The sequence below is a fragment of the Agrobacterium sp. FDAARGOS_525 genome (assembly GCF_003938925.1).
GTDB classification, from domain to species: Bacteria; Pseudomonadota; Alphaproteobacteria; order Rhizobiales; family Rhizobiaceae; genus Agrobacterium; species Agrobacterium pusense.
Genome location: NZ_RKIU01000003.1, coordinates 197,243 through 218,099 on the forward strand (window position 1 = coordinate 197,243; position 20,857 = coordinate 218,099).

16 protein-coding genes and 1 tRNA gene are annotated in these 20,857 nt (G+C 58.6%); 7 read left to right on the forward strand and 10 right to left on the reverse strand.

What is annotated here, in order from left to right; translation table 11 throughout:
• The first annotated feature begins 209 nt into the window (after window positions 1-209).
• A complete protein-coding gene (locus EGT36_RS02165) occupies window positions 210-842 on the forward strand; it encodes an outer membrane protein (protein WP_022556638.1) in 633 nt (210 codons plus the stop codon).
• Between the two features lie 211 nt (window positions 843-1,053).
• Window positions 1,054-1,419, forward strand: a complete 366-nt coding sequence (locus EGT36_RS02170; protein WP_004442874.1) for a hypothetical protein — start codon at window positions 1,054-1,056, stop codon at window positions 1,417-1,419.
• A 177-nt stretch (window positions 1,420-1,596) separates the two neighbouring features.
• Here the strand turns inward: EGT36_RS02170 and EGT36_RS02175 are convergent.
• Window positions 1,597-1,672: transfer RNA gene (locus tag EGT36_RS02175), tRNA-Ile, on the reverse strand.
• A 177-nt stretch (window positions 1,673-1,849) separates the two neighbouring features.
• Here EGT36_RS02175 and EGT36_RS02180 point away from each other — a divergent pair.
• Window positions 1,850-2,593, forward strand: coding sequence for an SIMPL domain-containing protein (locus tag EGT36_RS02180; RefSeq protein WP_037089833.1), 744 nt, complete (start codon window positions 1,850-1,852; stop codon window positions 2,591-2,593).
• A 155-nt stretch (window positions 2,594-2,748) separates the two neighbouring features.
• On the opposite strand, the gene EGT36_RS02185 is transcribed toward EGT36_RS02180, so the two are convergent.
• Both EGT36_RS02185 and EGT36_RS02190 read right to left on the reverse strand, forming a co-directional pair.
• Window positions 2,749-3,084 (reverse strand): hypothetical protein, encoded by a 336-nt coding sequence (locus EGT36_RS02185; protein ID WP_037089832.1) that lies wholly within the window; start codon window positions 3,082-3,084, stop codon window positions 2,749-2,751.
• A 150-nt stretch (window positions 3,085-3,234) separates the two neighbouring features.
• Window positions 3,235-3,657 (reverse strand): secondary thiamine-phosphate synthase enzyme YjbQ, encoded by a 423-nt coding sequence (locus tag EGT36_RS02190; protein ID WP_004442878.1) that lies wholly within the window; start codon window positions 3,655-3,657, stop codon window positions 3,235-3,237.
• Between the two features lie 253 nt (window positions 3,658-3,910).
• Here EGT36_RS02190 and EGT36_RS02195 point away from each other — a divergent pair, with 253 nt between their 5' ends.
• The gene (locus tag EGT36_RS02195; RefSeq protein WP_125270021.1) at window positions 3,911-6,463 is read left to right on the forward strand and encodes an HWE histidine kinase domain-containing protein; all 2,553 of its coding nucleotides are present in this window, start codon (window positions 3,911-3,913) and stop codon (window positions 6,461-6,463) included.
• 79 nt (window positions 6,464-6,542) lie between these two features.
• Here EGT36_RS02195 and EGT36_RS02200 read toward each other — a convergent pair whose 3' ends face one another.
• The 5 genes from EGT36_RS02200 to EGT36_RS02220 form a co-directional block, all read right to left on the reverse strand.
• Window positions 6,543-7,460: a DUF930 domain-containing protein gene (locus tag EGT36_RS02200; protein ID WP_037089828.1), complete on the reverse strand. Its 918-nt coding sequence runs from the start codon at window positions 7,458-7,460 to the stop codon at window positions 6,543-6,545.
• A 194-nt stretch (window positions 7,461-7,654) separates the two neighbouring features.
• Window positions 7,655-9,709: an RNA polymerase sigma factor RpoD gene (gene rpoD / locus EGT36_RS02205; RefSeq protein ID WP_004442883.1), complete on the reverse strand. Its 2,055-nt coding sequence runs from the start codon at window positions 9,707-9,709 to the stop codon at window positions 7,655-7,657.
• Between the two features lie 393 nt (window positions 9,710-10,102).
• Window positions 10,103-12,088 carry a DNA primase gene (dnaG, locus tag EGT36_RS02210; RefSeq protein WP_004442884.1) on the reverse strand — a complete coding sequence of 662 codons (1,986 nt, stop codon included), beginning with the start codon at window positions 12,086-12,088 and terminating at the stop codon, window positions 10,103-10,105.
• Window positions 12,089-12,491: 403 nt separating this feature from the next.
• On the reverse strand, window positions 12,492-13,214 hold the full coding sequence (locus EGT36_RS02215; RefSeq protein ID WP_052114186.1) for a GNAT family N-acetyltransferase: 723 nt from the start codon (window positions 13,212-13,214) through the stop codon (window positions 12,492-12,494).
• A gap of 36 nt (window positions 13,215-13,250) precedes the next feature.
• The gene (locus EGT36_RS02220) at window positions 13,251-13,700 is read right to left on the reverse strand and encodes a GatB/YqeY domain-containing protein (protein WP_004442886.1); all 450 of its coding nucleotides are present in this window, start codon (window positions 13,698-13,700) and stop codon (window positions 13,251-13,253) included.
• Window positions 13,701-14,038: 338 nt separating this feature from the next.
• On the opposite strand from EGT36_RS02220, the gene carA reads away from it, so the two are divergent.
• Entirely contained in the window at window positions 14,039-15,244 is a 1,206-nt protein-coding gene (gene carA, locus EGT36_RS02225) for a glutamine-hydrolyzing carbamoyl-phosphate synthase small subunit (protein WP_004442887.1), read from the forward strand.
• Between the two features lie 37 nt (window positions 15,245-15,281).
• Here the strand turns inward: carA and EGT36_RS02230 are convergent, their stop codons facing one another.
• A complete protein-coding gene (locus EGT36_RS02230; RefSeq protein WP_037089827.1) occupies window positions 15,282-16,679 on the reverse strand; it encodes an MATE family efflux transporter in 1,398 nt (465 codons plus the stop codon).
• A 330-nt stretch (window positions 16,680-17,009) separates the two neighbouring features.
• Here EGT36_RS02230 and mcpU point away from each other — a divergent pair, with 330 nt between their 5' ends.
• Together mcpU and EGT36_RS02240 are read left to right on the forward strand one after the other, a co-directional pair.
• The gene (mcpU, locus tag EGT36_RS02235; protein ID WP_037089826.1) at window positions 17,010-19,100 is read left to right on the forward strand and encodes a methyl-accepting chemotaxis protein McpU; all 2,091 of its coding nucleotides are present in this window, start codon (window positions 17,010-17,012) and stop codon (window positions 19,098-19,100) included.
• A 286-nt stretch (window positions 19,101-19,386) separates the two neighbouring features.
• Window positions 19,387-19,866: a DUF2938 domain-containing protein gene (locus tag EGT36_RS02240; RefSeq protein ID WP_037089825.1), complete on the forward strand. Its 480-nt coding sequence runs from the start codon at window positions 19,387-19,389 to the stop codon at window positions 19,864-19,866.
• Between the two features lie 30 nt (window positions 19,867-19,896).
• On the opposite strand, the gene ypfJ is transcribed toward EGT36_RS02240, so the two are convergent.
• Window positions 19,897-20,814, reverse strand: coding sequence for a KPN_02809 family neutral zinc metallopeptidase (gene ypfJ, locus EGT36_RS02245; protein ID WP_004442894.1), 918 nt, complete (start codon window positions 20,812-20,814; stop codon window positions 19,897-19,899).
• Window positions 20,815-20,857: the final 43 nt, after the last annotated feature.

The following is a 20,857-nucleotide window of genomic DNA, read 5'->3' on the forward strand; positions in this document are numbered from 1 at the left end:
CCTCAGAAAGAACGGCGAAGGGAACCAAACGCCGCCGAAGACGTTCGCAGCATCAGAACAGCATGGCGGGACATCACGAAACGCCGCGGCATGGAGGTAAGTAGGCCAGCCGGCAGGGACGACAAGCCGCCCCTTGGCACCGCCGAAAGCCACCCCATATTAAAAGTTACTAAACTATGCTACATATCAGTCAGCTCAGGGAGAAAACGATGAAAACGCTGATCGTAACGTCGCTCCTGGCCCTTTCGGCCAGCACCGCAATGGCCGCGGATGCCGTCTACGAAACACCGGCGCCTCCGGTCGCACAGGAAACGTTGCCGGTCTTCACCTGGTCTGGTCCTTATCTTGGTATTCAAGGTGGCGCGGGCTGGGCAAATGGTGATTTTTCGGCCGGTGCCCCCATAGGCTCGGATAATTTCGATGGCGGCATTCTCGGCGCCTTCGCCGGCTACAATTACCAGTTCGACAATAATTTTGTTCTCGGCATCGAGGGTGACGTCGACTATAACTGGAATGACAATGATTATGCGGGTGTGAACATTGGCACCGACTGGCAAGGGTCCGTTCGTGGCCGCGTTGGTTATGCCTTCGATCGCGCCCTGCTTTATGGCACCGCCGGCTGGACCGCCACACGCGGCTTCATCGACACCCCCGGCGCCGGCAAGGATAGCGCCACCTTCAACGGCTACACGGTTGGCGCAGGTCTGGATTACGCCTTCACCGACAATGTCTTCGGCAGGCTGGAATATCGTTACAACGATTACGGCGACAAGGACATATTTGGCATCAATACCGACCTTGACCAGCACACCGTCAAGGTGGGCCTCGGCGTGAAGTTCTGATCACAATCGAATTTTGTAGACCCGAAGCCCGGCCATCCGCCGGGCTTTTTTCGTTGCAGAAGCCCAGCGCAGGCTACGATCCGCTCTGCGAAAAAACGGAACAATATGAACTGCGTAAAAATGAAACATTCACAAGCCGTTCAGCAGTTCCGTGCCATCATGCGGGCATAATGAGCCTCTATCTCCCGAAGCAGGCTTATGGAGTAGCCCGATGAAAAAGATAATTCTTTCCACGATTGCCGCGCTTGTTGCCACTGGCAGCATCTTCGCATCCTATGGCAGCGCCAGCGCGCAGGACTATCCATACCGTCCGCGTTACGATCGGGGTTACGACCGTGGCGGCCCGCCGCCACCGCCCTATCGCGAACACCGTCGCCACAATGATGGCGCAGCCATTGCCGGAGGCCTCGCCGCAGGCGTCATCGGTGGGCTGATCGGCGGCGCCATCGCCAATAATAGCGGCCCCCGTTATTACGAACCGCCACCGCCGCCGCCGCGCTGCTGGTTTGAAGACCGGCGGGTTCCGAATTCCTATGACGGCGGCTGGCACACCGAAAGCATGCGGGTCTGCAATTAATGTCCGATCCTGCGGCCCGGTTTGCTTCAAATGGCAAGCCGGGCTGCTATCAGCGAATGAGATGGCGGGATACGATTTTCATCCCCACCACGCGCTCTCACCGATACTGCGTGAGGCGCGACAGCACCCCTGCGATCAGCACAGAAAATCAACAACCATCTGATAAAAAAAGAAAAATGGTGGGCCTGGAGAGACTCGAACTCCCAACCAAGCGGTTATGAGCCGCCGGCTCTAACCATTGAGCTACAGGCCCCTTCGGAAAACGCTATCCGAAACACCGGTTTCGCAATGGTTCGAATCCGGTGGTCACGCTCTAACGCAATTTTTACAGCCCGACAAGCCATTGATGCTTTCGCAAACAGTGCCGCCGTATTAGCTACACAATCTAAGGCAATACCCGTTCAAGGGACTCAATCAACGAGGAAACACCATGAAGACAAAATCGGCCCGCCTTTTTGCACTTAGCGCAATGACAGCAGCAGCCATGATGCCGCTCTCCGGCCAGTTGCTCGCGCAGGAGGCCACCCCGCGTGAAGCCACAATCAGCGTTTCCGGCGAAGGCCAGGCGGCCATCGCTCCTGATATGGCAATCCTGTCGTTCAGCGTCGTCAAGCAGGCAGAGACCGCGGCGGCCGCTCTTTCGGAAAATTCAAAGGCGCTGGCCGATGTTCTGAAGGCGCTGAAGGAGGCGGCGATCGAAGATCGTGACCTGCAGACCAGCAACTTCTCGGTGCAGCCGCTTTACAAGCATTATGAGCCAAAGGACGGCGTCTATGTCGCTCCCGAAATCACCGGTTACCAGGTATCCAACGGCCTGACCGTGCGGGTGCGGGACCTGAAGAAGCTCGGCGCGATCCTCGATACATCCGTCAAGCTCGGCATCAACCAGGGTGGAGACATCAGCTTCACCAACGACAAGCCTGAAGCCACCGTCACCGAGGCTCGCAAACAGGCCGTGGCCGACGCTCTTTCCAAGGCCAAGACCCTGACCGAAGCTGCTGGCGTAAAGCTCGGCCGTGTTATCCAGATCACCGAAAACTCGCAGCGCCCGATGCCGGTGCCGCAGGCCATGATGCGCGCCTCCATGGCGAAGGAAGCGGACAGTGTCCCGATTGCCTCTGGTGAAAACAGCTACAGCGTTGTGGTCAACGTCACCTTCGCGCTCGAGCAGTAATCGGCAAGGGGCGGCTTTTGGGTCGCCCGCACCGGCTCGGCCTCCGCCATAGCACAGATAAAATGAAACGCCCCTCGCTACCGTTCAGGAAGCGAGGGGCGTTTTGTCCATCTGCCGGGACGGGGATGCCGGCAGATCGATCAGGATCGCTGCCGTTAGCGGCGGATTACCGGGCAGCCGCGCTCATTGGCGAATACGATGCGGTCACGGCCGTGGCGGTCAAAACCTGCAACGACGACGCGGCGCGGAGATACATCAACAACACGCGCGCGGCGAAGACCCATGCGGCTTGCCTTTTCTTCCGCAAGCCAGGGCGAGCAGCCACGGCGCGGGCGATCCGGGCGGCCCCAGCCGGGACGATGACCATAACCATCCTGAACCTGAACTCGGAACTGTACATCCGAGCCGGCCGAAGCAGCTGGAGCGGTGACGGAAATACCACCAAGGGCGATGAGGGCAGCCAGGCCGGTTTTTGCGAAGGTGCTGAACATGAGCTCACTCCGTTTGTTTCTTTGACGTCGGGGGAACATCCCCCGGCGATTGACGAGACCCTAGACTCGCCCATCTGAATATCAGCAGAACCGAATGTTCAGCAGGCGTTCAGGGTGGTTAACGCGGACACCCCGATCAGGATCCGCACATCACGGCGAGATATGCAGCACGACTTCGCGCCGATGCGACTGATCGCGATGTTCGAAGAGATAAAGGCCCTGCCAGGTGCCAAGCACGAGCCTGCCATCCGTGATGGGAACGCCGATGGAAACCATCGTCAGCGCCGATTTGATGTGGGCGGGCATGTCGTCGGGCCCCTCCAGGGTGTGGACAACCCACCGCATGGAAGGATCGCTCGAAGGCGGGACGAGACGGGAGAAAAACTCCGTGAGATCGCGCCGGACGTCGGGATCGGCATTTTCCTGGATGAGCAGGGAACAGGACGTGTGCCGGACAAAGACTGTCAGCAAGCCTTCCGTTGAGCCGGCCTGATTTACGAAGCCTTTTGCTTCAGACGTAAACTCGTAAAGGCCCTGCCCGTGGGTAGAGATGATTATTTTCTTCTGCGGCACGTTTTTCTTTCAAATAGTCGGGAACAAAATCGGCGCTGCGAACGTTGCACCATGTCAAATTCTATCCGATGGCGATAAGTATAAGACGACAGGGCGATAACAGCCCATGACAGCAGAACGGAAAACCGCCACTGCAGTTGCATAAAACGGGGAAGGGTTGGCAATATAATAATGAATTATCCAGGCTATCCCTTCCATAGACAAACACGGCATTTGCAGCGCAGGACTGACACAGGGTGCGAAAGACTTTCTCATGGCACCCACTGACTATCGTGTCGATCTGACCAATTGCGACCGCGAGCCCATCCATATCCCCGGCTATATTCAACCCCATGGCTGTCTCATCGCCTGCGATAACGCTTTGCGCATGGTGCTGCGGCATTCGGCAAATTGCTGCGACATTCTGGGTGTGGAAGGCGATATCAATGGCCGGACCGCCGAAGAGGTTCTGGGCAAGGACCTCGTACACAATCTCCGCAACGCGCTGACTGTAACCGGGAGGACAACGCGCCCGGCCACGTTGCCCGCAACGGAAATGGGCGACGGCCGAAGCTTCGACATTTCGCTCCACCGCTACAAATCCACCACGATCATCGAATTCGAACCGTCCCGCAGCGAAACCCAGCCCCTGGGCACCGCACGAAAGATGGTGGATCGCATTCGCGAGGCGGACAGCGTGGAAAGCCTCATCTCCAGAACGACCAGGCTGGTAAAGGCAACGCTTGGCTACGACCGGGTAATGATTTACCGCTTTGAGGAAGATGGAGCCGGCAAGGTGGTCTCGGAAGCAAAGCAACCGGAACTGGAAAGCTTCCTCGGCCAATATTTCCCCGCCAGCGACATACCCCAGCAGGCCCGCACGCTTTATCTCAAGAACACGCTCCGCATTATCTCTGATGCCAGCGGCACACGAATCCCCGTGCTGCCAGCCCTCGATATCTCCGGCGAACCGCTCGACCTCTCTTTCGCGCACCTGCGCAGCGTCTCTCCCATCCATTGCGAGTATCTTCGCAATATGGGCGTCGCCGCTTCCATGTCGATTTCGGTGATTGTCGATGGCGCCCTCTGGGGTCTGATCGCCTGTCACCATTATTCCCCGCGTGTCCTGACCATGCCGGTGAGGATTGCCGCTGAAATGTTTGGAGAATTCTTCTCCATGCATTTGCAGGTCCTCAAGCAGAAACGCCGGCTGGACACCGTCAACCATGCCCATGCCGCGCTCGATCGCTTCCTGCGGCTCGCCGCGCACCACGCCAATATCGAAGAACTGCTGATCGACAGTTTTCAGGATTTTGCCGATCTGATGCCGTGTGATGGTGTCGGTCTCTGGGTAGACAACAACTGGCACGGCCATGGCGCAACGCCACCGCATGACGCCATTCCAAGGCTCGCGCGTTTCGTCGCCTCGGTTTCGGAAGGCAGGGTCTGGGCGACCCATGCGCTGTCGCAGGCGATACCTGAGGCGGAAATCTACGCCGACACGGCAGCTGGAATGCTCGCCATCCCACTTTCTCAGGTGAAACAGGACTATCTCCTGTTTTTCCGCAAAGAGATCGTGCAAAATCTGAACTGGGCCGGCAATCCGGAAAAATCTTATGAAACCGGCCCGATGGGGGACCGTCTCACACCACGCAAGAGTTTCGCGATCTGGAAAGAGACGGTGCATCAGAGGGCGCAGCCCTGGTCGGAAGATGACCGGGAAATAGCAGAAGCCGCCAGAATTGCGCTGGTCGAGGTCGCCTTCCATCACAGCGAGCTAATGGCCGGCGAAAGGGAACGCGCCGAAGTGCGGCAGCGCATGTTGAACGAGGAGCTCAACCACCGCGTCAAGAATGTTCTCGCCATCATCAAATCGCTGGTCGGCAATCCCTCACAGGAAGGCAAGACCCTGCAGGAATATGTGGCTGCCCTGAAGGGCCGTATTCAAGCCTTGTCCTTTGCCCATGATCAGATCATCCGAGGCGAAGGCGGCGGCGCGCTGCGCGATCTTCTCGACGCGGAATTGTCGCCGCATCGTTCCCCGGAAACGACGGTGAAACTCGAAGGTCCCCACGTCACACTTGATTCGCGCGCCTTCTCCGTCATGGCGCTCGTTCTGCACGAACTGGCGACGAACGCCGCCAAATACGGTGCGCTTTCGCAGAACGGTGGGCAATTGCATGTGCGCTGGTGGGTCAACGAAAACCGCGATTGCGAAATCGAGTGGCGGGAAGTGCTGACCACCAAGCTGCCGACGCCATCCCGCGCCGGCTTCGGAACGGCGCTGATCAGCCGCAGCATTCCCTACGATCTCGGCGGACGCAGTACGTTGCGCTATTTGCCCGATGGATTGGAGGCAGAAATTATGCTGCCCTTCCGTCATGTCTCGTCAGCCACCGAAAGTGTCGAAGTACCCACAGAAAATGAGCCCGCGCGGCAATCCAGCCGCTATAACCGGGAGGAGCCGTTGAAAATATTACTCGTCGAAGATCAGATGCTGATCGCCATGGATGTCGAAAACATGCTCGAGGATAACGGCATCAAAACCATCGAAACGGCGACTTCGTCTGCGATGGCAATTGAAAAGCTGAAAAGCTATGTGCCTGACGTGGCAATTCTCGACATCAATCTCGGTTCGGACACCTCCATTCCCGTCGCCCGGGAACTTCACCGCCGTGGCATCCCGTTCATGTTCGCTACCGGCTACGCCGATGGCAGCATGGTGCCGGATGAATTCGGCGCTGTTCCGGTTATCAGGAAGCCCTATGATGAGGATGCTCTGATGGCCGGGATCGGGGTTTTGGTGGGCGATACGGAGCGCGTTTGAGCGACAAGTGACAAACGTCAACCGAGAGGTTTTCCGTGCGTTTGGGGGCGGATCATTTTTTAATTCGGCGACCGATCTGCTACCGACCGGTGAAACCCCGTTTCCTTGCTTCAGCTGGCGTGATGACGTCCCCCGTCTTAATTCTGAAGGCCGTCACTGCATAGTTATCGACATCCACCTCGCATTGAAACGTGACATCGCGCCAGACGTCGCCGACGTTGAATGCGCCGCCAGTCGCGTCAAGAACATTGCCCGATATACGTCCGCCCGTGTCGGAAAAGCCATACATGCCACGGGTATCAGCGTAAACCTGTCTTATTTGGGCCAGTGCTTCCGCTTGGCAAAGCTGCACGATACGACGCCGCGGCGGTAGATCGCCAAACATCTGCCGTCTCTGCGCCGGTGTCAGTAGAGCCGATGAAAGCAAACTCTTAGCCGCAGGAAGTTTCGCGGGCTTGTTTTCCCTTGCCTCAGAAGGCTTTTCCTCAGGCGGCTTTGGTTGCGGTACTGGCGGCTGCTCCGGCGACGTTTCTTCTTTCATCGGCGCAACCGCGATCTCTCCCTGCTCGGCGGAAGCTTTGAGGTCGCTGTTGGCGGCGGCGGGCGCAGGCTTTTCCTCGGCCGCTTTCTCGGGCTCGCGCGGCGGTTCTGCCGATGGCTGTGTCTTTTCCGCTTCTTCAGTCTTGCCGGCCTTGTCCTCAGGGTCTGCCTGCGCCTCTTCCGGCCGCATGGCGATGGAAGGCAACGTCGCCTGCGGTTGCGGCACCGGTTTCGCTTCTTCAGCCGGTGGCGCGGGAGGTGGTGGCGGAGGTTGCGGTTTTTCCTCTTTCGCCTTCTCCTCACCGGGCGGCGGGGCCTCTTCTGCCTTTTTTTCCTCAGGCGGTGGCACCAGATCGACGCTGATGCTTTCCGGTTCCTGCGGCTCGGCTACACGCTCCGGCAATTCGAAAAGGAAAATCGCCACGACGACAAGATGCAGAAGAACGGAGACGGGCATAGCCCATCCCTTCCACCGCCACCTTCCTGCCGAAACCTGTTGCATCTTACTGAACCAAATCGAACCCGGACATATCCAGCGGAAGCGGATCGCCTGCCTCACACATAGGGCTTGTCGCAGAGTTCGCCAGTGCGGAAAACAAAAAACCCGGCCAGAGCTGACTGACCGGGTTCAATTTTAAAGGAAGCAAAAGCTTAGCTGTCGAGGAAGCTGCGGAGCTTTCTTGAGCGGCTTGGGTGCTTCAGCTTGCGCAGCGCCTTCGCCTCGATCTGGCGAATACGTTCGCGCGTAACCGAGAACTGCTGGCCGACCTCTTCCAGCGTATGGTCCGTGTTCATGCCGATGCCGAAGCGCATGCGCAGAACACGTTCCTCACGCGGTGTCAGCGAGGCCAATACGCGGGTCGTCGTTTCGCGCAGGTTCGCCTGAATGGCGGCGTCGATCGGCAGCAGCGCGTTCTTGTCCTCGATGAAGTCACCGAGATGCGAATCCTCTTCGTCACCCACGGGGGTTTCGAGCGAGATCGGCTCCTTGGCGATCTTCAGAACCTTGCGCACCTTTTCCAGCGGCATGGCCAGCTTTTCGGCTAGTTCTTCCGGGGTCGGCTCGCGGCCAATCTCGTGCAGCATCTGGCGCGAGGTACGAACGATCTTGTTGATCGTTTCGATCATGTGCACCGGAATACGGATCGTGCGGGCCTGGTCAGCAATCGAGCGGGTGATCGCCTGTCTGATCCACCATGTCGCATAGGTCGAGAACTTGTAACCGCGACGGTATTCAAACTTGTCCACCGCCTTCATCAGGCCGATATTGCCTTCCTGAATGAGATCGAGGAACTGCAGACCACGGTTCGTATACTTCTTCGCAATCGAGATCACGAGACGCAGGTTGGCCTCGACCATCTCCTTCTTGGCGATGCGCGCTTCGCGCTCACCCTTCTGCACCATCGAAACGATGCGACGGAATTCGGCGATGGAAATGCCGGTTTCCGTGGAGAGGTTCTGGATCTCCTGGCGGATTTCCCGGATCGTGTTGCTTTCTTCGCGCGCGAATTCCTTCCAGCCGCGGGCGGCCAGATTGGCGATCGACTTCATCCAGTTCGGATCGAGTTCCGCACCGTGATACTGCTCGAGGAAGCTGTCGCGCTTGACGCCATAGGATTCGGCAAGGCGCAGCAGCCGGCCTTCGTTCTGCATCAGACGCTTGGAAATGTCGTAGAGCTGCTCGACAAGGCTGTCGATGCGGTTCTGGTTCAGCGAAAGCGACTTCACGGCCGTGATCAGCTGATCCTTCAATTCCTTGTAACGGCGCTCCTGGCCGGAAGAGAGCGTACCGGTGCAGGCCAGACGCGCTTCCACCTGCTGATCCTGAAGCTTGCGCAGCTTCTTGTAGGTGTCGGCAATGGTATCGAGCGTTTCCATGACCTGCGGACGCAGTTCGGCTTCCATCGCGGCAAGGGAAAGATTGGACTCGTCGTCGTCTTCTTCTTCCTCTTCCGGCGGCAGGCCGTCACCACCAACATCGGTGACATCCTCGTCACCGGTCGGAGCACGCAGCTTGCGGGTCTTTTCCTTTTCTTCGGCGGCCTTGCGGTCGGCCTCGATCTTTTCCGGGCTCTGGAACTGCGGCGCAGCCTTGGCTTCCGGGCCGGAATAGGTCGTTTCGAGATCGATGATCTCGCGCAGCAGCGTGGTGCCTTCGTTGAGTTCGTCGCGCCAGATGATCAGCGCCTGGAACGTCAGCGGGCTTTCGCACAGGCCCGAAATCATCGTCTCGCGGCCAGCCTCGATGCGCTTGGCGATGGCGATTTCGCCTTCGCGCGACAGAAGCTCGACAGAACCCATCTCGCGCAGATACATGCGCACGGGGTCGTCGGTGCGGTCGGTTGGTTCTTTCTTCTTGGCGGTCGCAAGCGCGGTGCCGCTGGAAGGCGCAAGTTCGCCACCCTCGGAATCGTCACCGTCGGAATCGCCGTCGTCATCGCCACCGGCGGCTTCCTCGGCATCCTCGTCCTCGATCACATTGATGCCCATGTCGGACAGCATCGCCATCGTGTCTTCGATCTGCTCGGAGGTCACCTCTTCGGACGGCAGGACGGAATTCAGCTCGTCCATCGTCACATAGCCGCGCTTCTTGGCGGCCTTGATCATTTTCTTGACCGCGTCATCCGAAAGGTCGAGAAGCGGGCCGTCCGTCGCACCGTCGCGTTCGTTTTCTGCTTCTTCGTTTTCTTTGACTTTGGTTGCCATCTATCTCGTCGCTTTCCCTGACGCTAACACCTGTTCCGCCGCATCGCCGTCCGCCCCTTGAGCATCCGGCGCATTGCCGCGAATCACTGTCAGACACCTAACGGAGTGATCTTTAATTGCCGATTAACCACGGCAGCCTCAGGCAGAATGCAAGGACAGTGCACCCGGAAATGCTTGCTCATGCAATTTCTATCCGCCAAGGCTCATTCCACCTTACTTTTCCTGAATTGGTGATTCCCGCTATTTCCCGCCCCGTCAAGCCTTTGAAGGCGAGACAGCCACGGAAATTCTTAAAAAGAGCCGCATTTTGCGAATTATCACCAGACTATCCCCTATTTAGGACGCCTGCCGCAAAAGGCAACCCCACACACCTTTCAATTCTTGCCGCGACCATCATCCATGGCCGACGGCCGGTCCCTTCACCCGGCCGGACATCACCCCGAAACCATCGATGATGGCCTCCTGATTTTCCATTCGGCCGATCTCCAGCTGAACCTCGGCAAGCGCGCGCACCAGAAGGGTGCCGCGCTCATCGTCCGTCGCCTCGGCAATTTCGCGCTCCAGCTCCTTTTTCTGCCAGAGGAGCGACTTTGTCCTTTTGTGCAGGGAAAGCGCCTGCACGTAACCTTCCCGTGCATCCTCCATCGCCGCCTCGCCGGTCGCCGTCCACAGACGGGCATTGCGCACCTGCTGGTCCATGGTTTTCAGCAGCACGTCGAAGCCCTGCTGCGACAGGCGCTCGATCAGCCCCGCCCGCGATATCGCAGCCGCATTTTCGGCCGCGTAGGTCAGAACCGTAGACCACAGGCGTTGCAGGTCACGGTTCTCATAGTCGATCGCGGCGATCTCGTCATATTCCTCGAGAAGCAGTTCGGGATGGTTGACGATGGTGATGGCCAGAACGCTCTCCCGAAGCGACGGCTTGGTCTGATAACCCCTGACGAGGCCGGATTGCGCCAACCGTTCCGAAATACTGCTGGCAGGTGTCGCCATAGCCCCACCCCGGCCCGGTGCGTTGCGCTGAAAGCCACGCCCCGGCGCCTGTGCGCCATTGCGGCGGAAATTGCCACCCTGCTGCCCGCCTGCCTGAAAGCGCGGCTGGAAGAAGGCATTCAGCCTGTCACGCATGTCCTGTTGATAGAAGCGCCGCACCGTCTCGTCACCGATAACGGCCACGATCTGCCGCAGGCGGCTCTCAAGCTGGGCACGCTTTTCCGGCGTATCGAAAGTAACGCCTGAGGTCTCGCGGCTCCAGATCATCGCGGCCAGCGGCTTTGCCTCGGAAAGAACGCGGTCGAAAGGCGCCCTACCCTCCAGACGCACAAGATCATCCGGATCCTTGCCGTCGGGCAGAAGCGCGAAGCTGACGGAGCGATCCGGCTTGATATGTGGCAAGGCGAGATCAGCGGCACGGTTGGCGGCGCGAATGCCGGCGCCGTCGCCATCGAAGCAGAGGATCGGCTGCGGCGACATCTTCCAGAGCAGATCGAGCTGGCTTTCGGTCAAGGCAGTGCCGAGCGGTGCGACGGCATTTTCGACGCCCGCCTGATAAAGCGCGATGACATCCATATACCCTTCGACGGCAATGACCGTGCCGCCCGCCGCCTGTGCGGCGCGGCGCGCACGGGCGAAATTATAGAGAACATTGCCCTTGTGAAAGAGCTCGGTCTCGTTGGAATTGAGATATTTCGCCACCGCATCCGAAGCCATGGCGCGGCCGCCGAAGGCAATCACCTTTTCCCGCGAGGACAGGATCGGGAACATGATGCGGTCGCGAAAACGGTCATAGGAGACCGGCACGTTTTCATGGACCACCAGCCCGCAGGCTTCCATCTGCTCCTTCGACACACCCTTGCTTGCCAGATGCTCCTTCAGCGCGTTGCGACTGTCAGGCGCATAACCCAGCCGGAAGGTCTCGATGGTACGCCCGGTCAACCCGCGATCGCGCAGATAAGCCCGAGCCCGAGCGCCAAGCGCCGTCTGCAGCTGATCCTGAAAGAACAGCGTGGCCATTTCCATGACATCCTGCAGAGAAGTGCGCTCACGCTCCCGCTTCTCCGCCTGCGGATCGGGCTGCGGCATGGAAATGCCGGCCATATCGGCGATCTGCTGCACGGCTTCCGGGAAACTTAAGCCCTCAAGCTCGGTCAGAAAGCGGAAATGATCGCCGGAAACGCCGCAACCAAAGCAATGATACCGCCCTTTGCGGTCCTCACAGTGAAAGCTCGGGCTTTTTTCGCCATGGAACGGGCAGCAGGCCCAATAATCCCCCCGCGGCGCATTGGTCTTCTTCTTGTCCCAGGACACGCGTCTGCCGATCACATCGGAGATGTTCACGCGGTCGCGTATCTCATCAAGGAAAGAGTTGGAGAAGCGCATGGGTTACCTGTTCGAGGCCGGTCTTTCATATAAGCGCAGAATGGCGCCAGCACCAACCCTATGAACCAGTTCACAGCCACAATACCCGTTATTCACAGGGTGGCGCAAAAGCTGGCAAAGCCCTTTGCGCCTGCTTTAGGCAAATTTGTGGCGCTGCATCATCACTAAAAATTATGTTTTTGTAATTTGAGCAGTCCGTCCGCGCGATGTAAAAACACAGCCACAGTCAAAGTAACGAAATCGCAGAAATCTGCCGACGCCCGCAGGCACGTCCCCCGAAAAACGCCTGCGCTTGAGAGCATTCTGATCCGCCGGAATGCGTTTTCGTCGACAGAAAAAGGCAGGGCAGCCCACATCTGCCCTGCCTTTACTTTTTCGCTATACTTCTGGCTCCGGCGCGTTCCTATGCGCAAATGCGAAACCGGAAGATGGCGCCATTCCATTCAGGACGGTTCCAGTCCAGTTCGGAAACGCTGCCCTCAGCGGCACATTTCCGGATTGCTCCCTGCCAGAATACCAGCGCCGTCGTGTTTTTTCTGGCGACGGCAACTTCCCAGGCCCCCGGGTACCGATGAAAAAGTCTCTGTGCCGCAATCAGACCAAGCCCCTGTCCGCGATACTTTCGCACGATGAAAAACTCTCCGACGGAATATTCGGTCGGTAAGGCCGAGTGGCCCTTATCATTGATAAGTGCAAATCCAACAGGCTTATCGTCTATCTTAAACAGGAAAGCTGACCACCGGGGGCACTCAAAATACGGCGCGATCGGATAATCGGGAAATCTGCCATCTTGGCCAAGTTCACCTCGCGGCGTCCCAGCCCAAAATTCGGAGAAATCATGCGTGTATAATTGCATCATATTTTGAACAGCAGACATATCGGCTACCGATGCTGCATCGAGACTGAAATTCACGACCCACTCCGTTGTTAATATCCCACCAGCGAACAAGCCTTTGGATGTGACAAAACAAATGGGGCAAATGCGATCATACCACTTGTTTTGTTCGGACTGCCGGATTTTTATGCCGCAGCCGAGCGGGCTTTTACGCCGCCCTTGATACCTGCGCATGACAACATTTCGGTTCACCTGAGTGGGTCTCTGCGGACAAAAAAACAGGGCAGCCATGGCTGCCCTGCTTTTGGTTTTTCTGGAGCGGCAAACCTACTTCAGCAAATCCTTCACGACGCCGGAGGCCTTCGCAAAGTCGATCTGACCGGGATAACGTTCCTTCAGCGCATTCATGCATTTGCCCATGTCACGCAGGCCGGAAGCACCGGTTTCGGCGATGACGGCCTGGCAAAGTTCGCGCACCTTCTCGGCCGGAATTTCTTCCGGCATGAATTCCTTGATGATGACGATTTCTTCGCGCTCCTGAGCGGCAAGTTCGGGACGGCCCGCACCTTCATAGATGCTGGCGGATTCTTCCCGCTGCTTCACCATCTTGGTCAGAATCTGCATGATATCTTCATCGCTGACGGGGTCCTTGCCCACGCCGCGATTGGCGATATCGCGATCCTTGATGGCCGTCTGGATGAGACGCACGGTCGAGGTGCGGCGTGCATCACGAGCCTTCAATGCGTCCTTCAAAGCGTTTGCGAACGTGTCGCGCATCATTTTTCTTCTCCTTGGGAAAGCGCTTTCCGCAGCTTCTCGATACGGAAACTTTCCACCTCATTTTGCGAAACGACATAAACGAGCCGACACGCTCAAGCAAATCAAATGCATAAGACCTTGAAAATACGGTGGTTTAATTCCACGTAAATCTTGGCCCTGCGGTTGACCGCTTGGGCTGCTTTCGTTATTTTCCGGCACCTGCACGAGATTTTAACGAAGGGTCGGAACGCGAGCTTTATCGCGCGCCCCTTTATGTCACGAAGCCTGCGACAAAAATGGCCCCTTACCCCCTGCCTTTCAAGAGGCGGGGTGCGAAGCGGCAGAAACGGAACGAGATGACCGAGACAGCGCCCTGGACTACCCGCAAACCGACCGCAATGCTTGTTCTTGCCGATGGCACGGTGATTGAAGGAACAGGCATAGGCGCAACCGGCAAGGTTCAGGCCGAGGTCTGCTTCAACACGGCGCTGACGGGTTACGAGGAAATCCTCACCGACCCCTCCTATCTCGGCCAGATCGTTACCTTCACCTTCCCGCATATCGGCAATGTCGGCACCAATGAAGAAGATATCGAAGACCTGACGCCCGCCGCCCGGCGCGGCGCCGTCGGCGTCATCTTCAAGGCCGACATCACCGACCCTTCGAACTTCCGCGCCGTCAAGCATCTGGATGCCTGGCTGAAGGCCCGCGGCGTCATCGGCCTCTGCGGCATAGACACCCGCGCCCTGACGGCATGGATCCGCGAAAACGGTGCCCCGAACGCGGTTATCGCCCATGATCCGAACGGCGTCTTCGACATCGAAGCGCTGAAGGCGGAAGCCAAGGCATGGAGCGGCCTCGTCGGCCTCGACCTCGCCATAGAAGCCACCTCCGGCCAGTCTTCCACCTGGGCTGAAACGCCGTGGGTCTGGAACAAGGGTTACGGCACGCTCGGCGAAGCCGATGCGAAGTATCACGTCGTCTGCGTCGATTTTGGCGTCAAGCGCAATATCCTGCGCCTGTTTGCCGGTCTCGATTGCAAGGTCACCGTCGTTCCGGCCCAGACTTCGGCTGAAGACATCCTGGCGCTGAAGCCGGATGGCGTGTTCCTGTCCAACGGCCCCGGAGACCCGGCCGCGACGGGCGAATATGCCGTTCCTGTCATCCAGAACCTCATCAAGACCGACCTGCCGATCTTCGGCATCTGCCTCGGCCACCAGATGCTCGGCCTTGCCGTTGGCGCAAAGACTGAAAAGATGCATCAGGGCCACCATGGCGCGAACCATCCGGTCAAGGACTTCACGACCGGCAAGGTGGAAATCGTCTCGATGAACCACGGCTTTGCGGTGGATACCAAGTCGCTGCCCGAGGGCGTCGAAGAGACCCATATCTCGCTGTTCGACGGTACCAATTGCGGCCTGCGCATCACCGGCAAGCCGGTGTTCTCCGTCCAGCACCACCCGGAAGCATCGCCGGGCCCGCAGGACAGCCACTATCTCTTCCGCCGCTTCGTCAATCTGCTGCGTGAAAAGAAGGGCGAGGCAGCGCTCGCCGAGCGCTGATACTTTTCCAATCCGGACGTTACATGCGGCCCGCTTCTCAGCGGGCCGTTTTCATTTCACGCTTCACAAGCAGCACGAAGCGGATGGTAAGAAGAACGGCGGCTGTCGAAAGACCGATCACAAAGCCGAACCAGACACCGCGCCCGCCGAAACCGAGCGGAAAAGCCATGGTCCAGGCAAGCGCCAGCCCAATCGGCCAATAGGAGATCAGCGCCAGCATCGCCGGTATACGCGCATCCTTCAACCCGCGTAGCAGGCCTGCCGTGACCGCCTGAATGCCATCGACAAGCTGGAAGATGCCGGCAATCACCACCAGGCTGCTGGCATAAGCGAGCACTTCCGCAGCTTCCGGAAGTTTGGGATCAAGGAACCACTTCGCCAGAAATTCCGGCACCGCCGCAAACAGGATGCCACCGCACAGGGCGATGCCACAGGCGATGGCGTAAATCATGATCGAAGCGCGGATGAGGTTCTTGAAGTCCCCCTGGCCCCGCGCCACGCCGACGCGAACGGTCGCAGCCTGCGAAAGGCCGAGCGGGATCATGAAGGCGATGGAAGCGAGCTGCAGGGCAATGCCGTGCGCCGCGAGCTGTACCGTGCCGATCTGCCCCATCAGGATCGAGGCGGCAGCAAACAGGGTCACCTCGGCAAGAATGGTGATGCTGATCGGCAGGCCAAGACGCAGCACTTCAAAAAGCGCATGCCAGTCTGGCCGCCAGAAGCGCACGAACAGCTCGTATTTCTTCGTTTCCTCGCGCGTCTGCACATACGCCACGATGAAGATGAAGCTGAAGGCGTTGACGATGACCGCAACCACGGCCGCGCCATTCATGCCCATGGCCGGCAGCCCGAAATGTCCGAAGACAAGAGCATAGGCGAGTATACCATTCATCACCAGCATGATGATGGTGGCATAAAGAATGATGCCTGCCCGGCCGATGGCGCTGACAAGGCCGCGCAGCACATAAAACAACAATGCCGGCAGCAGGCCGAACTTGGCGATGGCGAGATAATGGCCTGTCAGCGACGCCACATCCGGGTTCTGCCCAAGCGCAACCAGGATGCGCTCGGCATTCATGAAGATCGGCAGCGTCAGAAGCCAGTACGCGATCGCCACCCACATGCCCATGCGCAACGAGCGGCGCGCAGATGTCGCATCGCCCTGCCCGTAAGCCTGCGCCACCATGGGCACAACGGCGACCGAGAAGCCTGTACCAAAAATAAAAACGACAAAAAAGAACTGCCCGGCCAGCACCATCGCCGCCAGCTTCTCGGCCCCCAGCTGACCGACGATCACCATATCGGTGGTATGGATGCCAAGCTGCGCGAGCTGCGCGCCAATAAGAGGGATTCCGAGAACAAGCGTAGCCTTGAAATGCGAAAACCACGACCCCGATCCGGACGGAACGGTTCCTGCAACAACCGACGAAGACATTGTAATTCACCCGAACATTGGCCGTTGCCCGCGATTTGCGCAACGGCAGCACGAGGATGAATAAAATAATCGCTGTCTGCATGCAACCGGCAGCAGTGCATGGTTAAAAATTACGCAGTTCTGAAAAGGCTCGACAAATTCGCAATACGAGCCCTCACCAAACACAAGTTTAGTCGAATTTTACCATTCGCCTTTATCCATTAGAACATCGAATAGTTCTTCTAAAATCATAAGCTGCATGACGCAGAATATTCCCGCCTTCGAGGCATGTTTCCCCAACCATTGTTCAAGATGACCTTATCGGTGCATCGGGCTTCAAGGATCTGTAGCTTGCCAAAGAAAACCAATCTTATGACGCGCATTCTGGTTGCCGCGTCATCTCTTGTCGTCGCCGCCTTTGCGGGCTTCTCGTATTATATCGACAGCCTTCAGCATCGGGTCACCACCGAAGCGGTGGCGGAAAATATCGATTCTTCCGGCAAGCAGGCCGCCCAGAGCATCGCGAATTGGCTGAATGGCCGCATCATGCTGACGGAAACCGTGGCAAAGACTCTTGCCAAGCTTCCGGAAGACGGTGCGAAGCTGCAGTTTTTGGAGAATGAGGTGCTGACCGCGCAATTCATGTCCACCTATTTTGGCAATGCGGAAACCGGCACCTTCACCACCTTCCCGAAGACACCGCTGCCGGAAGGCTACGACCCGCGCAAGCGCCCGTGGTATCTGGATGCTGTGAAGGCCGGCAAAACCGTTCTCACCGAGCCCTATAATGACGCCTCGACCGGCGGGCTCATCATCACGGCCGCCATTCCCGTCTCCGTCAACGGCAAGCTTACCGGTGTCACCGGCAGCGACTTCTCGCTCGACTCCCTGGTCAAGATGATCACGTCAGTGGATGCCGGCAAGGACGGTTACGCCTTCCTCGTCAGCAAGGATGGCAAGATTCTCATCCATCCCGATGCAAAATTCGTCGACAAACCGCTGACCGATCTCTTCAAAGTCGATACGCCGGTGATTTCTTCTGCGATTTCCCAGACGGAAATCGACGGCAAGGGCAAAATCACCAGTTTCATTCCCGTTGCCGGCCTGCCTTCGGTCGACTGGTATCTTGGCTTTGTTGTTGATTCCGATGTCGCCTATGGCGCCATCGGGCAGTTCCGCATGGCCGCCACCATCGCCACCATTCTCGCCGCCACCATCATGATCGGCCTGCTGGCGACCGTGCTCTCCCGCTTCATCGTTCGCCCGGTGACGCAGATGACCTCCGCCATGGAAGGCCTGGCTGCCGGCAATCTCGGGGTCGCCATTCCTGGCCAGGAACGCACCGATCAGATCGGCTCAATGGCTGCGGCCGTTGCCGTGTTCCGCTCGAACGCCATGGAACGCCTGCGGCTCGAAGGGGACGCCGAACAGAACCGCACACTTTCCGAACAGGAGCGTAACGAGCGGGAAAGACTGGCAGCAAAAGACGCGGCCGATATTCAGTTTGCAGTCGATTCACTGGCAAAGGGTCTTGCTCATCTCTCCAACGGCGATCTCAATTATCGTATCGATACACCGTTTGTGTCCCGCATCGATCGCCTGCGCGACGACTTCAACAATTCCGTTGCGAAGCTGAATGCTGCGCTGAGCACCGTCGGACAGAACGCGCTTGCGATCGATGCCGGTGCCGGCGAAATCCGCCAGTCAGCCGACGATCTGGCGCGACGCACCGAACAGCAGGCAGCCTCCGTGGAAGAAACGGCGGCGGCGCTTGAGGAAATCACCACGACTGTCAAGGATTCCGCCCGCCGTGCGGAAGAAGTCGGCCGCTTGGTCGACCGCGCCCGCGGCAATGCCGAACAGTCCGGCGTCATCGTGGAAGATGCCGTGCGCGCCATGGAAGGCATCGAAAAATCATCGTCCGAGATCAGCAACATCATCGGCGTGATCGACGAGATCGCCTTCCAGACCAACCTGCTCGCGCTCAACGCCGGTGTTGAAGCCGCCCGCGCCGGCGAGGCCGGCAAGGGCTTTGCTGTCGTCGCCCAGGAAGTGCGCGAACTTGCCCAGCGTTCCGCCAATGCGGCAAAGGAGATCAAGACGCTGATCAACGCCTCCACCTCGCAGGTGCAGTCCGGCGTCGAACTCGTCGGCAATGCCGGCAAGGCGCTGGAAACCATCGTCCGCGAAGTGCAGGAGATCAACCGCCACATCGACGCGATCGTCACCGCATCGCGCGAACAGTCGACCGGCCTCCAGGAAATCAACACCGCCATCAACACCATCGATCAGGGCACGCAGCAGAATGCCGCCATGGTCGAGGAGCAGACGGCAGCAAGTCATGGCCTCGCCTCGGAAGCGGCGGCGCTGAATGAGTTGCTAGCGCAGTTCCAGCTCGCCACGGCTACGCGGCGGCAGGCGGAATATGGGCGGGCTGCTTAAGGGAGAATGGATATGGCCGATCATTATAGCACCGGATCATGGCCAACCATCACCACGCTCGACGTCATCCTCGGGCTTGTCCCGAGGATCCAACCACGTCTCGTGTAAAACATACGTCGCAGATGCTCGGGACACGCCCGAGCATGACGGAGGTGAAATCTTACGCCTTTCTCACCTCATGGCCGGAGCGATCCGGCCATTTTTTTGTCCACCCTCCTAATAGTCGGTTCCCGCCATTCACACGATCCGCTAGAGCTTGATCGATCATGATCATGCGGAGGGATTCATGCTGGAACTGATTTGGCGCGGCATTGCCATGGGCATTGGCGGCACCGTGTTTATGGACATATGGGCAATCATACTGCACCGGTTCTTCGGCCAGTCCGCCCCGAACTGGGCGCCGGTCGGCCGCTGGTTCTGGCATGTGCCGAAAGGCAGGATATTTCACGACAGCATCGCCACGGCTGAACCCTACGAGCATGAACTGGCGCTCGGCTGGATTTCGCATTACGCCGTCGGGATTCTCTATGGTGTCATTCTTGCCCTGGTGGTCCCGCCCGCCTGGTTTGCAAACCCGTCCTTCATAGCGCCGTGGGTCGTCGGCATCATAACGGTGGGCGCAGGCTGGTTCCTGCTGCAGCCGGGTCTCGGCATTGGCTGGGCCGCATCGAAGACACCGAACCCCACGAAGGTTCGCGTCCTCAACCTCGTGGCCCATACCATCTTCGCCCTCGGCATGTATGTCGTGGCGCTCTTGATGCGCTAAACGAAAAGGGGGCTGAAAAGCCCCCTCTCCTCAGATATTCGCCGAGAAAGTATCGCAGTCCTCGACCCGGCCGCTCTGGAAGCCGCGCTTAAACCATTCCATGCGCTGCGCCGAGGTGCCGTGGTTGAAGCTATCGGGCACCACATAGCCTTGAGTCTGCTTCTGCAGCGTATCGTCGCCGATCTGGTGGGCGGCGTTCAGGGCTTCCTCAAGGTCGCCGGTCTCAAGAATGCCCTTCTGTTCGGTAAACTTGCCCCAGATGCCCGCATAACAATCCGCCTGAAGCTCCACACGCACCGACATCTTGTTGGCGTCCGTCTGGCTCATCGACTGACGGCGGCGGTTGAACTCAGGCAAAACGCCGGTCAGGTTCTGGATGTGGTGGCCGACCTCATGCGCAATCACGTAAGCCTGCGCGAAATCGCCAGCCGCGCCGAAACGCTGGTCCAGTTCCTTGAAGAAGCTGGTATCGAGATAGACCTTACGGTCGCCCGGGCAATAGAACGGACCGCTGGCAGCGGAAGCATAACCGCAGGCGGAAGACACCTGCCCGGAGAACAGAACCAGCGTCGGCTTCTGATAGGTTTCGCCTGCCGACTGGAAAATGCCGCTCCACGTATCCTCGGTCTCGGCAAGAACGGTGCGGACGAAGGCGGTCGTCTCGTCGGACGATTGCCCCTGTGGTCGCGTGCCGGACTGCTGGGTCCCCGATTGCGTCGTACCGCCGCCATCCATCGACAGATCGCCGCCGGTCAGCAGCGTCAGTGGGTTGATGCCGAGCACCCAGCTGATCAACAGAATGACCAGAAGACCGCCAATCCCGATACCGCCGCCGCGACGCCCGATTGGCACGCGCATCCCGCCTCGGGAAAAAGGATCACTCGGACCTGCCGACATGCCGCGCCGATCCTCAATATTGTCCGACTGGCGGCGCCCTCTCCATTCCATGCTATTCTCCCGGCGACTATCGCCTCAACAAGCTGCCTTATAA